Here is an 18,749-nt window from a genome sequence, read left to right as displayed (position 1 = left end):
ATTCATTTTTTTTGTCATAATCAAGTATTGCATATAATTGTACCGTACTCATGATAATGATTTAGGATTGCTATATAATGAGGACCTGAATCTAAGTAGGAGTTGAGATGTCCCAAAAGCAATCGGCAGAAAAATTTGTGGAGCATGAAGTCCCAGCTTTATTGGAACTCAAAAATTTTATTGCCAGTAATCCTGACCCAAGAGAACTAAAAAGAGCATTGGCTATCCGTATGTTAATTGAAGGAACCGACCGCCAAACTATTCAAAATATTTTGGGAGTATCATCTCCATTTATCAGCAAGTGGAAAATTAATTATGCGTTGCATGGAATTGAAGGTTTGCGCTTACATCATAAAGGCTCGCGGGGGAAACTTAAACCAGAAGAACGAGCCCAAGTCATCCAATGGTTATCCAATAAAAAATACTGGGATTTATCCGAATTATCAAATCATATAGCGGAGCGGTATCAGATTGAATTTCAATCCAAAGCTAGCTATTATCAACTTTTTAAATCGGCGGGGATTAGCTGAAAAAAATCTCAAAAGAAGAACCAAAAGCGTGATGAAAAACTCGTCAAAAAAAAGCACCAAGAAATTTGTGAAATTCTTGAAGAACATCGAGAAGCTATAGAATCGAGAGAGCTGGTTGTGTATTTTATTGATGAGTGTCATCTTCTTTGGGGAGATGTCTGTGGCTATCTTTGGGGAAGGCGCAATGAAAGAATAGAAATACCCCTGGTGAATCAAAGAGAAAAACAAACTTATTATGGAGCAGTAAATTATTTAACAAAACAGTTTGTTCTGCGAGAATAGGCAACGGCAAATTCTGAGAATACAGTCGGTTTCTTAAAAAAATTACAATCTTTAAATCCCGAAGCTAGACATTTGATCATTTGGGATGGAGCCAGCTATCACCAATATAAAGAGATGAAAGCTTACCTAGAAGAAATTAATCAAGGCAAAAAGCGGAATGAATGGCCTTTAACTTGTGTCCTGTTTGCTCCCAATGCTCCCGAACAGAATCCGGTCGAAGATATTTGGCTTAATGCCAAGACTTGGGTGAGGAAATTTGGTAATCGTATCGGTTCTTTTTCCTTGGTTAAATGGTTCTTAAATTTTACCATACATGAACAAAGCTTTGACTTTCCCAAGTTACACAAATTTGGTAGTTTTGAACCAAAACTCAATGGAACTGCTGCTCGATCGAACCCTTAATTAATTTATGAATGATTTACGAGCGCTATATCTATAATTTTGATGCTAATGATGGCTGGATTGACTGCAAACAGGGCAAGAGGCTGTCGTTTTTTGTGATTTTATTACTAATATTAATGTTTCTCCTGTCTGTTTGTAATCTTCTACTACGACACCGGGCAAATTGAGAATACTTGTCATTAACTTGTTCATTATTTATTCGATAGTCACAATTATCATGAACCTTTAACTAACATTTGAGCAGCGGTAAGTACGGAAGAGCCTAAAAAAGGCACAACCATACTATAAAAAGAGTGTAGAAACAATCAAAAGATGGTTGGGAGAGATTGGGGGGTATTTTGAAGAAAGAACAACTAATGGGATAGTAGAGGGAATTAATACTAAATTACAGCTATTAAAAAGGTGTGGTTTGGGATTTAGAAATTTGATAAATTTTGAAATACGGGCATTACTTTTTTGGCATTTTCCTAAAAAATGAGCAGCGGTAAGTACGGAAGAGCCCTGAAACCTGACCATTGTGGTATTATTGCCTGCACGCGACATGACGATATGCCTATACTGAGTGCGAATATTAATGATGCGATATCTACTGCTGAGATCCTGACGGTAAAAGTGATTCGTGTCTATCGTTATGGGCCGCCGTCCATATCTTAATTGAATTTAATAATTCTATGACTGCTACAACCGATCGCCCTTTAAAACATTTTTGCATAGAAGACTTGAAAAGTGCCGACCTCGCAGGCATTACTCTAATCTCCCAACTTTTAACCTTGCGCTTATACTTTACATTGGGAACCGGGATTTATGACACTTCCATCGAATTATATCAACTCATTCATCAGGTAATCTCTCAACCAGTCAACTCCGACTCAGAAGAGTCTTGCTTCTGGGTGGGTAACGCAGAATTAAGACAATTGACAGAAGATAAGAGTCAAACTTTATCTACTTTGCCCTATCCTTTTCAAAATCAAGCAGGTTTGGTTGAGACAGGTTCGTCGCCCCTTTTCTACTTTCGACTGGAAGGGGGTATTTATATCGAAGTAGTTTGGGGTAGTTACAAAATTTTTCAAGAATTGGAATCGGCGGTTTCAACCGCGTCTACACCAACGAAAACCTGATGGTGCGCGGGTTGAAGCTTTAGGGTGCGTCGCCATCTACAATCTCCAAGTAAGATGCAAATCTCACATATCCGCACCCTACAAATTAGACTAGTGGACGCACTCCGCCTTCATAACCGAGTTTTTTACCGAATCTGCGAGATCGAACGAAGTATTTTCATAAAAAAAAACGGTTTCTGGGTCCCATGCGTAAGTCCTATACAATATAAACAATATCATTCCTAAAATAAATGATTTGCTGTATCAATCCCGACTGCCCCAATCCTCAAAACCCAGACGGACAAACATATTGCATCAGTTGTGGTCTTCAACTCGTACCCATCCTGCGAAATCGCTTCCGCATGATCAAACTCCTCGGTCAAGGTGGCTTCGGCAGAACCTATTTAGCAGAAGATATTGATAGACTAAATCAACCCTGTGTCGTTAAACAATTAGCACCAGATGTCCAGGGAACTTGGGCGATTAACAAAGCGGTAGAATTATTTCAGCAAGAAGCCAGACAACTGCAACAGCTAGGACAACATCCCCAAATTCCATCACTAGATGCCTACTTTGAAGACAAAAAATATTTGTATCTCGTACAACAGTTTGTTGATGGGGATAATTTGTTGACCCTTTTCCAAAATCAGGGAATTTGGCAAGAAGACCAAGTTAAGCAACTATTACTCGAACTTCTACCTGTTCTCAAGTTTGTTCACGAACAAAAAATTATTCACCGAGATATCAAGCCTGAGAATATTATGCGCCGTCGCAGCGACGGTGTGTTAATGCTGATTGATTTCGGAGTTTCCAAACAGTTGTCGGGAACAGTGATATCAAGACAGGGAACGCAAATTGGTTCGCATGGTTATGCACCGCTTGAACAAATGCAAGGGGGTGAAGCTTATGCAGCCAGCGATTTGTTCAGTTTGGGGGCGACGGCTTTTCATCTACTGACAGGGGTACATCCTTATGGTTTGTGGACGGAACACGGTTATAGTTGGACTGGAAATTGGCAGCAACATTTGAAAAGTCCCATAGACAAGGGATTGGAATTGATTTTATCTAAGTTGTTGGCAAAAGATATCCAGCAGCGCTATCAATCAGCCGATGAAGTTTTAATAGATTTTCAACGTCAGTCACTACCAACTCCCGCACCGATACTAAATCCCACAATTCCTCTGATTCCACAACACTCTTTGCCGTTACAAACTAACACAACAAGGCGAGGTTTATTGCAATTAGCAGGTTTTGCTGGGGGAGGATTTGCATTAGCTTTGCTGAGTCAAAGTTTGTTGAAGAACAAATCTTCTTCATCTTCACCAAATCTTCCACCTTCATCCAAAAATGAGCAGCCATCTCCTAAGTCATCAGCTCAAAAATCATCTCCAAAAACTACAGCTAAAAAATCATCGCCAAAACCATCTCCAGAATCTGTAGCAGAAAGTCCATCGCCAAAAACATCTCCAAAAATATCTCCAAAACCGACACCAGAAACTCCAAAACCTCAGCCATTTTCCAATGCTTTAAAAAGCTTTATTTTTGAAACAGTGACAGTCAACTCAAGGGGGCAAATTGCCAACCGCCGTCCAGGAAAAGCACAGGCTTTTATAGAAAATATTGGGAATGGTATTACTCTAGACATGGTAGCAATTCCTGGGGGCAGTTTCGTGATGGGTTCCCCCGATACGGAAGCCGGACGAAGTAGCTATGAAGGGCCGCAGCGTACCGTGAATATGCCTGCTTTTTTTATGGGTAAATATGAGATTACTCAAGAACAATACCAAGCGGTGATGGGAAATAACCCTTCTGAGTTCAAAGGTGCCAAACTTCCTGTTGAAAAAGTAAGCTGGAATGACGCTGCGGAATTCTGCAAGCGACTTTCTAAAAAAACAGGCAAGACTTATCGCTTAGCTTCACAAGCGGAATGGGAATATGCTTGTCGCGCCGGAACCAAAACACCTTTCTCTTTTGGTGAAACAATTACCCCGGATTTAGTTAATTATAATGGCAATAATCCCTACGCTGGGGCATCGAAGGGACTTTTCCGCAAACAAACAACTAATGTCGGGAGTTTTGGGCCCAATGCTTTTGGACTTTATGATATGCACGGAAATGTTTGGGAATGGTGCAGTCATCTCGACAACGATCGCCCGGTGCGGTGTGGCGGTTCTTGGAAGGACACTGCGGTGAATTGTCGCAGTGCCTATCGTCTTAGCAATTCGGCGGGCGATCGTTATTCGGACATCGGTTTTCGCGTGGCTTTTGTGTCCGCCTAGTCTCGGGTTTTCCGTGTACAGTAGTCTCCCGCGAGGCCTCTTCTTTTAAGACTCGGCGGTTGAAACCGCGCATACACGAGACTTTACCTCGATGGTGCGCGGGTTGAAGGCGTAGGGTGCGTCGCCCGAAACAATCTGCAAGTTCGATCGACAATTTCACAGCGACGCACCACAAATCAGTAATGTGCGTCGCCCGAAACAATCTGCAAGTTCGATCGACAATTTCACAGCGACGCACCCTACAAATTAAATTGAAAAACTTATCTGCTCCGTGCTATTGCCATAACTTGCCGGGCCAAAATTGACTTTACATGGCCGCACAGATTCCCCTGATGATATAGTAGGTCAATTTTATGAATAAGTCAAGCTCGATCGCCCTTAAATCCTAATATTTGAAAAAGCCCGTCAAGCAAGTTTCTAATTTATTTTCCATTGCACGATCGCCTATTTCTTTGTTCCCTTCTGCTGGGACGAGAGTTTGGCTTTTAAGCGATTTCAAGAGACTGTTGGCGAATTTAAAAATGGTGTTACCCCTCACCCCTAAAAATGGTGGCTCTGGAATAAATATTTAATTAACCATATAGCTATTAACTAGCGAGAGCGAAGCCAAATGCTGCATTGGAGATGTGAGGGGTAACACCCTTGGCGAATTCGCCAACAGTATTTTTTAATCACCGAATCCCTCGCCCACCATTAATCAAGGTTAATATAGGATTTGGCGGCGATCGATACTACAATGCCATTAAACGCCGCATCGCTTCTGTCTGAAATGCTACACGAGTTGGAAATAATGACAGATCCGTGGCAAGATTAAGGGAATGTTAAGTTATGCGACGCTTTCGCAAACAAGATTTCCCGCTGAAACTGTCCCCCTAACCCACCTTCCCCATTAGGAACCCACCCATCTATGATTCCCAACCATTCCTTCGCGGCTGACGAGCATTCTAGCAAACCCGACAAGCCCGAGGAAGCTTGTGGCGTTTTCGGTATCTACGCACCGGGTGAAGATGTCGCCAAGTTGACCTACTTCGGTTTGTATGCTTTGCAGCACCGCGGTCAGGAATCAGCAGGAATTGCCACCTTTGAAGGTGAAAAAGTCCACCTGCACAAAGATATGGGACTGGTTTCCCAAGTCTTTAACGAATCGAGTTTAGGTCACTTGCCCGGTAACTTAGCAGTAGGCCACACTCGCTACTCTACTACCGGCTCGTCGCGGGTTGTCAACGCTCAACCTGTTGTCGTCGAAACCCGTTTGGGAAGTCTCGCATTGGCACATAACGGGAATCTTGTCAATACCAAAGAATTGCGGGAAGAATTGCTGTCTCGCAAGTGCGAGTTTGTCAGCACGACGGATTCAGAGGCGATCGCCGTGGCGATCGGTTCCGAGGTAGACAAGGGCAAAGACTGGCTTGAAGCAGCGATCAGCGCCTTTGCTATGTGCCAAGGAGCCTTTAGTTTGACGATCGCCACCCCCAAAGGCGTGATGGGAGTCCGCGACCCCCACGGCGTCCGACCGCTGGTAATTGGCATCCTCCCCACAACTCCGGTACGATACGTTTTAGCATCGGAAACTTGTGGTTTGGATATTATCGGTGCTGAATTTTTGCGAGACGTAGAACCGGGGGAATTAGTTTGGATTACAGAGGAAGGTATGGCTTCCTTCCACTGGAGTCAGCAGCAGAAGCGCAAACTTTGCATCTTTGAAATGATCTATTTTGCTCGACCGGACAGCCAGATGGAAGGTGAAAGTTTGTACAGCTACCGGTTGCGGATCGGGCGTTTGTTGGCAGCAGAATCTCCGGCTGATGCTGATATAGTCATCGGCGTTCCCGATTCTGGAATCCCGGCGGCGATCGGCTTTTCTCAAGCTTCCGGCATTCCTTACGCCGAAGGATTGATTAAAAACCGCTACGTCGGGCGCACTTTTATTCAACCGACTCAGACAATGCGCGAGTCAGGAATCCGCATGAAACTAAACCCTCTCAAAGATGTGTTGGAAGGAAAGCGGGTAATCATTATCGACGATTCGATCGTGCGCGGTACTACCAGTCGCAAAATCGTCAAAGCCTTGCGGGATGCTGGCGCAACCGCAGTTCACATGAGAATTTCCTCGCCGCCAGTGACTCATCCTTGTTTCTACGGGATCGACACCGACAATCAAGATCAGTTGATTGCTGCTACTAAGTCAGTCGCAGAAATCGGCGCCCAAATTGGGGTTGATTCTTTGGCTTTCTTAAGTTGGGATGGAATGCTGAAGGCGACTAACGAAGACCCGATGAGTTTTTGTTCCGCGTGTTTCACTGGCGATTATCCGATCGACGTTCCAGAAATGGTAAAACGGTCTAAGCTCATATTAGAAAAAGCTGGAACCTAAAAAATCAAAAAGCGAGAAAGCAATCGCCCGTCACTTTCCGCAATTTAGGGATTTTCAAGTTTTTCTGGTAAGTCATTGCCAGAATGTGTGTAGAAATGTTACATTAACTTAGCTTTAGCAATTCTTGCAGAATTGGTGAACTTTAGTAAACAGTCGCTTGGGTACCACTGGTGTGAAACCCAACACTCGGATTGGAGATTGGAGATTGGAGATTGGAGATTGGAGATTGGAGATTTGTGCTTGAATCTAAAATCGCCAATCTAAAATCGATGGTTTTTCCCTACACTCTCGTTCACAATTATTGCTCGAAGCGCTGTATGCTACCTGCAGACTGGAGGTAGTTCCTCCAGATGTCCACTCTCAGATTGAAATCGCATTTCGCACCAACAACGGGCACATGAGATTTTTTCAGATAACAGGGTCGATCGCACTAATTTTTCCCACACAAGTATTCCACAAGCCAACTTGCTTGAGAATCGCGGACGGGCTAATCCTGCGAACTAAAGAACTTTAGAAACCCTTGCAGAGTAAAAATATGGCTCCTTGCAGGTTGAATGTTACCTCACCTGCATAGGGATACAGCCCCCCGACTCCTGTCCGGGAGAGCCAAAGAATTTAGATCTTAGTTTAAGCCCCCAGATTCATCTGTGGAGTGAATCTAAAATCTAAAATCTAAAATCTAAAATCGATTGACTGTTACAAGGCGGAATGCGGTTTCTCAAGTCAGCTTAAATCGGAAACTTCGTGCAATCAAATACTGTTCTCAATCCCGCGAGCAATCAAGGCTCATCCTCTCGTACAGCAGAGTTACCTTTTACTCTTCAAGATATCAAGGCAGCTATTCCAGCCCACTGTTTTGAACCCTCGGCATGGAGATCTCTGGCTTATTTCTTTTTAGATCTTGGAATTATCGCAGGTTTGTATGCGATCGCCTACACCCTCGATTCCTGGCTTTTTTACCCAATCTTTTGGTTGATGCAGGGAACCATGTTTTGGGCATTGTTTGTAGTGGGCCACGACTGCGGACACGGTTCATTTTCTAAGAGCAAATGGCTCAACAACCTGATCGGACACCTCTCCCACGCTCCTATTCTCGTGCCCTTCCACGGTTGGCGGATTAGTCACAGAACCCACCACGCAAATACAGGCAGCTTAGATAACGATGAAAGCTGGTATCCGGTATCGGAGAGCAAATACAATCAAATGCCTTGGTACGAAAAGCTGGGACGCTTTTATTTGATGTTATTTGCCTACCCAATTTATCTATTTCGCCGATCGCCCGATCGGGCAGGTTCTCACTTCATGCCCGGTAGCCCGATTTTCCGTCCGTCCGAAAAATGGGATGTGTTGACGAGTTCCGCATCCTTGGTACTGATGGTAGGCTTTTTAGGCGCGCTAACATATCAGTTTGGTTGGCTGTTTTTACTTAAGTTCTACTTGGTTCCCTATGTAGTGTTCGTGATGTGGCTGGATTTGGTAACATTCCTGCACCACACAGAAGCCGATATTCCTTGGTATCGCGGTAAAGATTGGTCTTTCTTGAAAGGTGCATTGTCTACGATCGATCGCGACTACGGAATTATCAATTCTATCCATCACGACATCGGCACTCACGTAGCCCACCACATTTTCTCGACAATGCCGCACTATCACTTGAAGGAAGCAACCGAAGCCATCAAGCCAGTGTTGGGCGATTATTATCGCAAGTCAACCGAGCCAATTTGGAAGAGCTTTATTCGCTCTTACTGGGATTGTCATTTTGTCTCGGATACAGGTTCTGGAGTTTACTACGAATCACCTAACAGTCGGCGATCGGCTGAAGTTAAGTAGCTTAAATAAACAATAGAATACGCAAAAACCCGGCTTCTTAAAGAAACCGGGTTTTTCATTATTTTTGGGCGTGTTTCATTAGATGTTCCACATCTGGAGGGGTAACAAGCCGCCCGAAACCCAGAGTGGGTAAAGATGCAGCCGAATTATAGTAAAAAAAGATAGGGAGTCAAATCGTTACACAGTCGCTTATGCCCAAAATAAATGTTACCAATATTTTATCGGCGTTGCTGAATCAAGGTATGAATACTGCTGGAACGGGAACATCCTGAAATTTTAGGTAATGTATTAATAATTTAATAGAGTGCCTGATCATTTCCGCGCACTTAGAATAACAAAGAGTCTTGCGATGTAGTCTTGCCAGATAATGTCTCAACCTCGTATTTTCCCCTTCTACTCGTGTCATATAAGTCTTGCTGATGATGTGATATTCATCAGGAATAAACATCGGATAGACTGGCCATCCATCCGTGACATAAAAATAGCATTTCCAGGCACTTACCGTGTCCCACAACGATTCAAACGTCTCGGAACCATGATCTCCTAATACCCATCCTAAAATTCCTGACCGCAAGTAGTCAACGGCTGTCCACAGCCAGATTTTGTGGTTTTTTTTTCACATAAGTCTGTAATTCATCAAGGTCACCGACTTCTGGCATGACTTCGGGGTCATAAGCATCTGGTAACAGTTTTCCGACTTGTTTTACCCAATTTATTACCGTGGTATGATGAACTCCCTTAACTCGTTCTATCGCCCGTAAACCCATACCATTTACGTACATTTTTAGGCAATCACGTTTGATGCTCTCGCTATAACCTCGATGGGGCTCATACTGATTGATGAATTGACGACCACATTGGACACAAATGTGATTCTGTTTTCCTTTCTTCTTACCGTTTTTACGGATATGGGTTGATTTAGATTCGGGGCATTGCATAAATTATTCCTCCTATTCATACTCTAACTCAGCAATGCCCATCTTTGATTGTTAAGAAAAAGAATTAGGTTTTAGCTTTAAAAAGCCATCAAAAACTCCTCTACAAAGCTGTGGAATAGTGGTTTGAGGTAGCGAACAAAAAAGATTATTTAGGCAAAGAGTAAAATTCTTATGAGCGAGTAGAAGCGGGAGAGCATCGAGTGGAAAAAAGACAAATCTGGACTGTTGATGTATCCGAGTTACCACATCTGCATAATCAAGAATTATGCAGGCGCTTAAAAACAGTTGTCATGATAGTTAGTGAAGGACGGGTGTGGAATAAAACCACGACTGAAGCTCGTTTTTACTTGAGTAGTTTGAGCAGTAATGCTGAGACAATTGCTGGGGCGCTCCGCAGTCATTGGCGCATTGAAAATAGCTTACATTGGACGCTAGACGTTACATTTTGTGAATATGAAAGCCGAATTCGGAAACAAAACTCTCCCGAAAATTTTGCACTTCTACCTCGCCAGTGCTATAAACTTACTGAAACAAGAAAAAACTTCAAAACAAAGTCTAAAAATGAAACGGTATCAAGCCGCAATGGACAATAATTATTTAGTTAAAATTTTAAAATATCCCAGTTAATACTCGAAATATATAGCCTTTCTCATAAATATGAGGTACAATAACAGCAGTGAGTAAACCAATTCCAAATATTTTGTGATGTAACTTCATTAAATGCAAACCAAGAGTGCTTTTGCTAACTCTTGATAGAACAGAGAATATTTTTAAGTTTTGACCATAAATTTTCAAGGGGGGAGAAGTCCGGCGAATAGGGCGACAAGTATATTAATTTTGCCCCCTTTTTTGTGATGGCTTTTTCTACTTCTTCTCCGGTATGAATAGTACAATTATCCATCACTACACAATTACTTTTCCCTAATTTTGGTACGAGTTTTCGGATGATAAAAACCTCAAATGTAATTGCATCGATTGTACCTATTAAATTGACTGAGGTTAGGACTTCATTGACCGATATAGATCCAATTATTGAGACATTTCTTCCACGTTTATTCGGTTTTGTACCTGGGTTATTGAACCTTTTAGAGACCGAGCATATAACCTAACCATTGCCAAGTTAACTCCAGATTCATCACTGAATATTAAGTCTTTGAAACAAACTTCTCGGATTTTTGGCCAGAACTCAGATCGCAGGTTCAGAACTCTGTCAGTACCTTTATAGGAGGGGAAAAGAGTTTTTTTTAAAGTCATGTTTAAGAGTTTTGTCATTCTTCCCATCGTTGCTATGCTGATGGTAAAACCAATTTTTTGGTAGAGTAAATAACGGAGTTATTCGAGAGTGGCATCATCCGAAGCTTCAATCAATTCTGCTAAAATCAGCAGTTGTTCTGCATTCAGTTTTAATTTGACTCCGCATCGCTCAGTCCGAGGAGCAATATTTTGGGTCTCACGATACTGTTTAATCGGCTTTTGGACGAAACTAAAGGCTACACAAAAACGCTTGGCTATTGCTCTTTGTGACAGCGGTTCATTATGCTACACATCCATAATTTTTTGTCTAAAATCAATCGAATAAGTTTTCATTTTTACTAATGTGTGATACTTTCTACAATCATTGATAGTTGTCAGTCGAGTGAATGCTGTGGGTCGAGCAAATGCTGTGAGCGCTCATTTCATTATATCTGCATGACATTTTCTGGTTCTATATTTTTCCCTTCGTTCAAGTCAGTTACATGATACCTCATCTTTCTGATAAAGGCTATAATAGCAATCTAAGAAGGAAAATTATCCGGCTTTAAGAAGTTCAGAAAATCTTAAGGTAGTGATTTAATCTGATCAAATTTGGTTAAAATTAAAAATTTTGAGAAGGTTTTTTTAGTTATTTAGTAATGCAAAAATTTACGTTTGTGTCAAATTAATTTAGATGCGTTTACCCTAGGGATTAAACAAGTTTCTAGCCCGGTTTCAAACACGGTTCGATTACAAGAACCATCAACAGTAAACGGAGCCAATAACTCACCATCACTGGGGGGCAATAATCATATTAACTCGCCCTTGTCGAATGCCATTTTTTAAAGCATAAAAGCTGCTCCCTTTAGCATTCCAACCATAGCTATAATTTTCTCTACTACCCATCCCAGACTCATCTATATACACTATGTCCTGTGGTACAGACAGCGCTATATCTTGTTTAAAGAGAAGTCGTTTAACTTCATCTCTTTCTTGATAACCATAAGTTTTTTTACGCGTAAACCATTTTTTTTAATTCCCGTGATATAGTGCGATTACTAATTTCTTCTGTCCATAGTTTTGCCATCTCTACTTGAGTTTTATCTCCATTAACCTCGACAAATTTTGTAAATTTTTCCCAATCAGTAATTTTGTGTCCATGGTAGTGGCCAAGAAGTAATGATGGTAAGATAGTAGCCTTGATAAGTTTTTTGTCAACTCTGCCGCATTGTCCCGCTTGCTCTTCTGCCCGAATCGTGAAAAAAGGTCCTCTGGACACGGGAAAACAAAGATTTAAATGTTACGAGTATGGTCGGCAATTTGCCCTTAAATCCAGACAAGAAGGTGATCGACTCAGCGACCAAAGAACTAATCGACCGATTATTGCTAGAACGCCTCTCTCTTGCCGAAATCGCCCGTGCTCTCAAGGTTTCGCAGCAATGGATCCAAGATTATGTTAACCGGAAATACGCCCTCTTTACCCCGAACTGTACAGGTGTCATCAAAAAAAAAAGGAAAGCTCACGATTCAATGTAATGAATTATGGTCATTTGTAGACCATAAAGGCAATAAACAGTGGATCTGGTTAGCTTTAGACGCCAAGACCCGTGAAATTGTCGGAGTTTACATTGGGGCAAGAGACTCGGCCGCCGCGAGTGAATTATGGAAATCATTACCGCGGGTCTATCGACAATGTGCCGTCGTCTACACGGATTTCTGGGCGGCTTACTCGAATGTGTTACCAAGTAATCGGCATCAGGCGGTCCGGAAAGAAACGGGTAAAACCAGTTATATCGAGCGCTTCAATAACACTCTCCGACAACGGGTGTCTCGTTTGGTACGAAAGACCTTATCTTTTTCTAAGTCATTCAATAATCACATGGGTGCGATTGGGTATTTTATCCATCACTACAATTTATCATTACTTGTTTAGGACTACCTCAAGTTGTTTATTTTTCATTTTTTAGTGCCTTCAATCTACAGTAATGAATCTCTTTATTCTGTCTTAGTCTAAACTCCTGTTCTAAGTAAGCTGCTACGCATATAAAGTGAACTTGTAGGAGAGAAACTGCCCATTACTTTGCGCTAGATCCGGGATTTGAAAGGCGCAATTTTTCCTGCAAAAACTCCTGGGCTACTTGTCCAGCTTCCTGCTGTTTCTTATCAACTTGGTAGTTGAGTTTACGCATATCTTCCTCGGAGATTTTGCCGCCCAATTCTGCGAGCACTTGACGCAATTCTGGGTATTTCTCCAAAATTTGCGATCGCACAACAGGAACTGCTTCGTAGGGCGGGAAATAGTTCTTGTCATCTTTGAGCACTACTAAACCCAAACTTTGAATCAAACCGTCCGTTGTATTACCAGCAATCACATCTACTTCTTTTTGTTGCAGCGCTTGATAAAGCAATCCTAACAGCAATTCCTTCGGTTCTTCTCGAAATTTAATCCCGTAAGTTTTAGCCAATCCAGGAAATCCATCTTCTCTCTCGTTAAATTCTGGGCCGAAACCAGCCCGGAGGTTAGGTGCAACTTTCCCTAGTTGCGAGAGAGTTTGTAAATTGAGTTTTTTGGCCTCGTCTCCCCGCACAATAATCGCAAAACTGTTATTAAATCCCAGCGGTTCTGTCCATTCAGCTTTAAACTGTTTGGGATATTTTTGTTTGAGGTAATCGAGGACTTTTTTGGGATCAGAAATCGGTTTTTGTTTGAGCAGGTTGGCGTAAGCAGTACCCGTGTATTCGACGTACAAGTCGATTTTACCTGCTCTTAGGGATTCATGGCAAAGCGAGCCTCCGAGATTTAGTTCTCGTTCTACTTTGATATCTGTTCTAGCTTCGATATGGCGTGCTAAAATTTCTGCGAGGATGACTTGTTCGGTAAAGTCTTTCGAGCAGATGACAAGTTCCTTTTGGGGTTTACCTTGCTTTTGGAAATTAGAGGTACATCCTGCTACTGCAAGCAAGCAAAGCAGCCAGCAGGAATAGAAAAAAAAATCGTTCTTAGATATTTTCATAAGCGAACTCCATTGTCATTTCCACAATTATTAGCTTCTAATTTATAGCATTGCTCAATGATTTGTAAAGGGAAGACCCCGACTTGTTCAATAAGTTGGAGCTCTAACACCGATCGCACTTTACCCAACTTCCGTTTTCCTGTTGTAACATTTATTGATAGACATGGAGGAATAAATATGGTAATCAGAGTCAGCGATATTATCCACCAGCAGCGACAATTTTTTGCGACTGGGAAAACTAAGGATGTGGATTTTCGGATCGAACAACTCAAGAATCTCAAAAGTGCGATCGCTTCCAATCAATCACGGATTGTGGATGCTGTCAACGCTGATTTGAACAAGCCGGAGTACGAGGCTTATTTTGAACTTGCTACGATCGCAGACATTAATTATGCCATCAAAAACGTTAAATCGTGGGTAAAGCCGAAAAAAGTGCGTACTTCGATCGAGCAATTTCCAGCATCGGCCCGCATTTACCCAGAACCTTTGGGCGTAGTTTTAATCATCGGGCCTTGGAATTACCCATTTCAGCTAATGATATCACCCTTGATCGGGGCGATCGCCGCAGGCAACTGCGCCATCCTCAAACCTTCAGAAGTCGCCTCGCACACGTCGGCAGTTGTCGCCGACTTGATTACCAAAACCTTCGATCCCGCTTATGTAGCCGCCGTCGAAGGAGGAGTCGAAACCAGTCAACAATTATTAGCGGAAAAATTCGACCACATCTTCTTTACCGGAGGCACAAAAGTCGGTAAAATAGTGATGCAAGCCGCCGCCAAACACCTGACACCTGTCACCTTAGAATTAGGCGGCAAAAGTCCTTGCATTGTAGACTCAGAGATTCAAGTTGAATACACTGCTAAACGCATTGCCTGGGGCAAATTTATCAATGCTGGTCAAACTTGTATCGCTCCCGATTACCTGTTAGTTCATAAAAAAGTTAAACCAGATTTGCTCCAGGCAATTAAAACAGCAATTCACGAATTTTACGGCGACGAGCCACAGAAAAGTCCCGACTATTCCCGAATTATCAATCAGCATCATTTAGGACGTTTGGCAGAGTTAATGAAAGACGGAGAAATTGTCGCCGGCGGTCAAACAAACCCCGAAGATAAATATATTGCACCGACGGTTCTCGACAAGGTTTCCTGGGATTCGCCTGTGATGCAGGATGAGATTTTTGGGCCGATTTTGCCAGTTTTGGAATATGATGATTTCGGAGAGGCGATCGCCCAAATTAACGCCCGTCCCAAACCCCTAGCTTTGTATTTGTTCTCGAAGGATAAAGAGAAACAAGAGCGAGTTTTGCGGGAAACTTCTTCCGGCGGAGTTTGCATAAACGACACGGTTATGCAAGGCGGACTAAGCTATTTACCTTTTGGCGGAGTTGGCGATAGCGGCATCGGCACCTATCACGGCAAAGCAACTTTTGACACTTTTTCGCATCAAAAAAGCGTCCTGCAAAAGTCATTTTTACTTGACTTAAAATGGCGGTACGCTCCCTATCTAGGTAAGTTGGATTTGATTAAAAAGCTGATCGGTTGATATTGCCTAACCACCAAATTCCCCCTCACCCCCCAGGGCTGTTTCTTTCTCCTGAAGCCCGGCAGCGGTTTCAACCCCTGCCGGACTGAATATTTGACGTGTTTGTTGTTAGCAAAGAGCGCCTCCTTCAATCCCATATCCCTGTTCTAATCGGTGCTGTGCCATTCTCGATCGATGTTCTCCAAATCCTTAGCCGCTCCCAATTGCTGAAAAATTTGATGTGCTGTATCGTAATGTTGTTGAGCAACTTCTGTGTTGCCGCGCTTTCGCTCAAGGCGTGCTAAATCGTAGTTAACTTCGGCAATATCCCAAGTCATCCCCAGTTTTTGCATTTTTCCTAAAGCTTCTGTTAACAGTTGTTCTGCTGTATCTAGATTGCCTCTACGGAGTTCATGGTCTCCCAGACAACCGATCGACATTGCTATCCCTTGGCGATCGCCCAATTCTGTCCTCAATTCCAAAGATTGTCGGTAGAGTTTCTCAGCTTCATCCCAATTGCCGCGATTTCGCTCGATATTTCCCAACACTCCCCAAGAAGTTGCCATGCCCGATCGATCGCCCAATTCTGTCCTCAATTCCAAAGATTGCCGGTAGAGTTTCTCAGCTTCATCCCAATTGCCGCGAGTTCGCTCGATATCTCCCAACACTCCCCAAGAAGTTGCCATCCCTTGGCGATCGCCCAATTCTGTTCTCAATGCCAAAGATTGCCGATAGAGTTTCTCAGCTTCATCCCAATTGCCGCGATTTCGCTCGATATCTCCCAACGCACCCCAAGAAGTTGCCATCCCTTGGCGATCGCCCAATTCTGTTCTCAATGCCAAAGATTGCCGATAGAGTTTCTCAGCTTCATCCCAATTGCCGCGATTTCGCTCGATATTTCCCAACAATCCCCAAGAACTTGCCATCCCTTGGCGATCGCCCAATTCTGTTCTCAATGCCAAAGATTGCCGGTAGAGTTTCTCAGCTTCATCCCAATTACCGCGATTTCGCTCGATCTCTCCCAACATCCCTAATGAAGTAGCAATGTGTCTCTTATTATCTTCTTTTTCTGCGATTGCTAGCGCCTCTTTAAAAGATTTTTCTGCTAAATCCCAATTTCCCAAATCCCGATGAATTGCACCTAAATTTATCAAGCAATAAGAACGTCGAGCGCCTTCAACATAAGGTAATATTTGCTCGTACAATTCTTTTGATAAATTCCAGTATCCCCACCTTCTTAAGTATTCACGCGGGATTAAGTAGTAAGCTGCGCGATAGTTGCCCAACCTAAAGGCAAAATGTTGAGCTTCTAGAACAGCTTGTAAATCTTCTAAACTTTGAGGATGATCCACATTTTTACCAGTGCAGTAAAACTTATAAACACTTTCCAGCAGCTTGGGCAGTTCATCTCTATATTCCCCTTGCAAAAACTCCTCAATCACTCGGTGCAAATCATAAAAATTCTCACATTTCTCCTCGTCATAACGACTCTGCACCAAACTCGCACCGACTAATCGCTGTAAAATTGATTCTGTCTCCCTAATTTCTGCGTCTGTCAATTCCGCAGGTGCTGCTAATTCTGCTGCTACTTCAAAGCGGGGATCTTTTTCAACATCATCCGTATACAGTCGCAAAAAAGTTAAACCCCTGACATCTATCGGCACTCGCAAAACACACATCCGATGCAGTAAATCTCTTGCCGCTTCACTTTGCCTTGTTAGTTGTTCTCGCAACATCGGTTCTGCATTCTTCGTTACCAATTCGGGATGCTTCCGCAGATATCCCGGTTTTCCCTTGCCGAGAGCCGCCAATTGAGTTAATAAAAAAACATGACCTTCAACCCGCTGAGATATCCACTGCAAATCAGCTAATGTATCAGTCAACTTTCGCTGCTGCAAAATCTCCACACCCGCCGCAAAATCCACACCTTGCAACACTTCTATATGCAACAATTCCGAATCCGGTGCTAACCCCGGATAGCGGGTATCTGCCAAATCCGCAGGCACTTCCCGGCTGGTTAAAATCGTTTGCGATTGGTGCTGCTGATAAACCAAAGCATTCAGCAACTTACCCCAATCCGGTGAAATTGCTCGATGTACCTGCGCCGCAGCCAAAATGTCGGGATTTCCCGCCTCAACAGCAGGATGCAAAATAGATTCCAGGTTGTCGAGTACCAAAAGACAGCGAGTTTGTTGCAAGCCAGCCATAATTTTCGCAATCTTTTCATCGGCAGTTTTTAACTCTTCCGCAGCCTGAATCCCCAAACCTTCACTTAACAGAAATCCAGCCACATCATCAAAACTCGTTCTCTCCTTTGCCTCGAAATACATCGCGCACTCATAATCGCCACCGGGCCAACTTTCCCCCTTTTGAAAAACAGACTTCTGCCAATTCACTCCTAATGCTTCTGAAAGTTTGACAGCCAAACTCGTTTTGCCCATACCGCCTTGCCCGATAATCGCCAATACTTTCGGCGGCGAAGTGCCATCGGGCAGAATCTGTACTAATTTTGCCGTTAAATTTTCCACCAATTCATCCCGCCCTTTCCACACAGGAATAGAGTCAGGTAGTTGAGAGAAAGCCACCCTGATTGTTTTGTCGGGAGGGGCACCTGCGGGCACATCATCATTCTCGCTTTTGCCGTCAGTATTTTGTCCGCTGTTAATCTGACTGCTGATACCGGGTTCGCCGTTAACGCCCCACACTTCTGCCAACTTTTGCAAATTCTCTGTTTTGTCTCTACTCCACAGCTTCAGAGTAAAATTCCAATCGCTACAACCCTGCTTTACCAGGCGGTCATCATCCAGAATTTTCAGCACATCTCTGAGATAATCAGTCAGTACCTCACCGATATTGTTTCTAACTTGCTTTTGAGATGTTTTCTCAGTTGGTTTAAAGCTGCCTTTATCTTTCAGCAAGTGGCGCAGGGCTTCCAGCGTCGTCTTGACGTGTAAATCAGTGGTGTTATCTTTCCAACTGACGCCGAGATTAGAGATGCGATTTGTATCATTCAACCCATAATTTAGCAGCGCCTCAACCAAATCAATCACTCGCTGCCGAGACTTTTCGCCTTTTCCCTGGTTGGGCATAGCTTCGGAAAGTAAATTGCTAAAAAAAGTTTCGGGAAAGTTTCGGGATTCCCGATACCGAATGACAGTCCCGAATATCCCTAATACCAATTTTATGTGAAGTTGCATATAATAGAGAGATAGCTTGTATGGTGCGTTTATGAGTCGTAGTTTAAAA

General features: G+C 43.0%; 10 protein-coding genes and 4 pseudogenes. 9 read left to right on the top strand and 5 right to left on the bottom strand.

From position 1 onward, the window contains the following. Positions 1 to 107 precede the first annotated feature (107 nt). From QUA42_RS26110 to QUA42_RS26085, 6 genes and pseudogenes are all read left to right on the top strand, one after another. Positions 108 to 1,214: pseudogene (locus QUA42_RS26110) on the top strand (IS630 family transposase). Between the two features lie 289 nt (positions 1,215 to 1,503). Beyond that, positions 1,504 to 1,692, top strand: a pseudogene (locus QUA42_RS26105) (transposase); the annotation flags it as partial. 193 nt (positions 1,693 to 1,885) lie between these two features. Continuing rightward, on the top strand, positions 1,886 to 2,332 hold the full coding sequence (locus QUA42_RS26100; protein ID WP_333141391.1) for a hypothetical protein: 447 nt from the start codon (positions 1,886 to 1,888) through the stop codon (positions 2,330 to 2,332). Positions 2,333 to 2,562: 230 nt separating this feature from the next. Further along, positions 2,563 to 4,590, top strand: coding sequence for a bifunctional serine/threonine-protein kinase/formylglycine-generating enzyme family protein (locus QUA42_RS26095; RefSeq protein ID WP_333141389.1), 2,028 nt, complete (start codon positions 2,563 to 2,565; stop codon positions 4,588 to 4,590). Between the two features lie 907 nt (positions 4,591 to 5,497). Next, positions 5,498 to 6,964, top strand: coding sequence for an amidophosphoribosyltransferase (purF, locus tag QUA42_RS26090; RefSeq protein WP_333141387.1), 1,467 nt, complete (start codon positions 5,498 to 5,500; stop codon positions 6,962 to 6,964). 744 nt (positions 6,965 to 7,708) lie between these two features. Continuing rightward, the gene (locus QUA42_RS26085; RefSeq protein WP_333141385.1) at positions 7,709 to 8,794 is read left to right on the top strand and encodes a DUF3474 domain-containing protein; all 1,086 of its coding nucleotides are present in this window, start codon (positions 7,709 to 7,711) and stop codon (positions 8,792 to 8,794) included. A gap of 235 nt (positions 8,795 to 9,029) precedes the next feature. On the opposite strand, the gene QUA42_RS26080 is transcribed toward QUA42_RS26085, so the two are convergent. After that, a protein-coding gene (locus tag QUA42_RS26080) for an IS1 family transposase (RefSeq protein ID WP_333141383.1) occupies positions 9,030 to 9,732 on the bottom strand; the annotation gives its coding sequence in 2 pieces (ribosomal slippage) (positions 9,030 to 9,411 and positions 9,410 to 9,732; 705 coding nt in all). Between the two features lie 200 nt (positions 9,733 to 9,932). Here QUA42_RS26080 and QUA42_RS26075 point away from each other — a divergent pair. Then, on the top strand, positions 9,933 to 10,325 hold the full coding sequence (locus tag QUA42_RS26075; RefSeq protein WP_333141382.1) for an ISAs1 family transposase: 393 nt from the start codon (positions 9,933 to 9,935) through the stop codon (positions 10,323 to 10,325). A gap of 56 nt (positions 10,326 to 10,381) precedes the next feature. Here the strand turns inward: QUA42_RS26075 and QUA42_RS26070 are convergent. Both QUA42_RS26070 and QUA42_RS26065 read right to left on the bottom strand, forming a co-directional pair. Beyond that, positions 10,382 to 11,259: pseudogene (locus QUA42_RS26070) on the bottom strand (IS630 family transposase). A gap of 718 nt (positions 11,260 to 11,977) precedes the next feature. Next, the gene (locus QUA42_RS26065) at positions 11,978 to 12,244 is read right to left on the bottom strand and encodes a hypothetical protein (protein ID WP_333141393.1); all 267 of its coding nucleotides are present in this window, start codon (positions 12,242 to 12,244) and stop codon (positions 11,978 to 11,980) included. Here QUA42_RS26065 and QUA42_RS26060 point away from each other — a divergent pair. Beyond that, a pseudogene (locus tag QUA42_RS26060) lies at positions 12,186 to 12,898 on the top strand (IS1 family transposase). The gene QUA42_RS26065 and the pseudogene QUA42_RS26060 sit on opposite strands and share 59 nt — an antisense overlap. A gap of 142 nt (positions 12,899 to 13,040) precedes the next feature. On the opposite strand, the gene QUA42_RS26055 reads toward QUA42_RS26060, so the two are convergent. Further along, entirely contained in the window at positions 13,041 to 13,979 is a 939-nt protein-coding gene (locus QUA42_RS26055; RefSeq protein WP_333141380.1) for a glycine betaine ABC transporter substrate-binding protein, read from the bottom strand. A 177-nt stretch (positions 13,980 to 14,156) separates the two neighbouring features. Between QUA42_RS26055 and QUA42_RS26050 the strand changes: the two genes are divergently transcribed. Then, the gene (locus tag QUA42_RS26050; RefSeq protein WP_333141378.1) at positions 14,157 to 15,524 is read left to right on the top strand and encodes an aldehyde dehydrogenase; all 1,368 of its coding nucleotides are present in this window, start codon (positions 14,157 to 14,159) and stop codon (positions 15,522 to 15,524) included. Positions 15,525 to 15,670: 146 nt separating this feature from the next. On the opposite strand, the gene QUA42_RS26045 is transcribed toward QUA42_RS26050, so the two are convergent. Further along, the gene (locus tag QUA42_RS26045) at positions 15,671 to 18,700 is read right to left on the bottom strand and encodes a tetratricopeptide repeat protein (protein WP_333141376.1); all 3,030 of its coding nucleotides are present in this window, start codon (positions 18,698 to 18,700) and stop codon (positions 15,671 to 15,673) included. Positions 18,701 to 18,749: the final 49 nt, after the last annotated feature.

The organism is Microcoleus sp. Pol11C2, from assembly GCF_036701505.1.
In the GTDB taxonomy this organism is placed as follows: domain Bacteria; phylum Cyanobacteriota; class Cyanobacteriia; order Cyanobacteriales; family Microcoleaceae; genus Microcoleus.
The sequence above is the reverse complement of the archived record's forward strand: the minus strand, read 5'-3'. Positions and strand labels throughout refer to the sequence as shown.

What these genes read in the sequence shown, in the direction of transcription:
- QUA42_RS26045 (WP_333141376.1), bottom strand. Translation starts at nt 18,700, where the DNA reads ATGCAACTTCACATAAAATTGGTATTAGGGATATTCGGGACTGTCATT.
- QUA42_RS26055 (WP_333141380.1), bottom strand. Translation starts at nt 13,979, where the DNA reads ATGAAAATATCTAAGAACGATTTTTTTTTCTATTCCTGCTGGCTGCTT.
- purF (WP_333141387.1), top strand. Translation starts at nt 5,498, where the DNA reads ATGATTCCCAACCATTCCTTCGCGGCTGACGAGCATTCTAGCAAACCC.
- QUA42_RS26100 (WP_333141391.1), top strand. Translation starts at nt 1,886, where the DNA reads ATGACTGCTACAACCGATCGCCCTTTAAAACATTTTTGCATAGAAGAC.
- QUA42_RS26095 (WP_333141389.1), top strand. Translation starts at nt 2,563, where the DNA reads ATGATTTGCTGTATCAATCCCGACTGCCCCAATCCTCAAAACCCAGAC.
- QUA42_RS26050 (WP_333141378.1), top strand. Translation starts at nt 14,157, where the DNA reads ATGGTAATCAGAGTCAGCGATATTATCCACCAGCAGCGACAATTTTTT.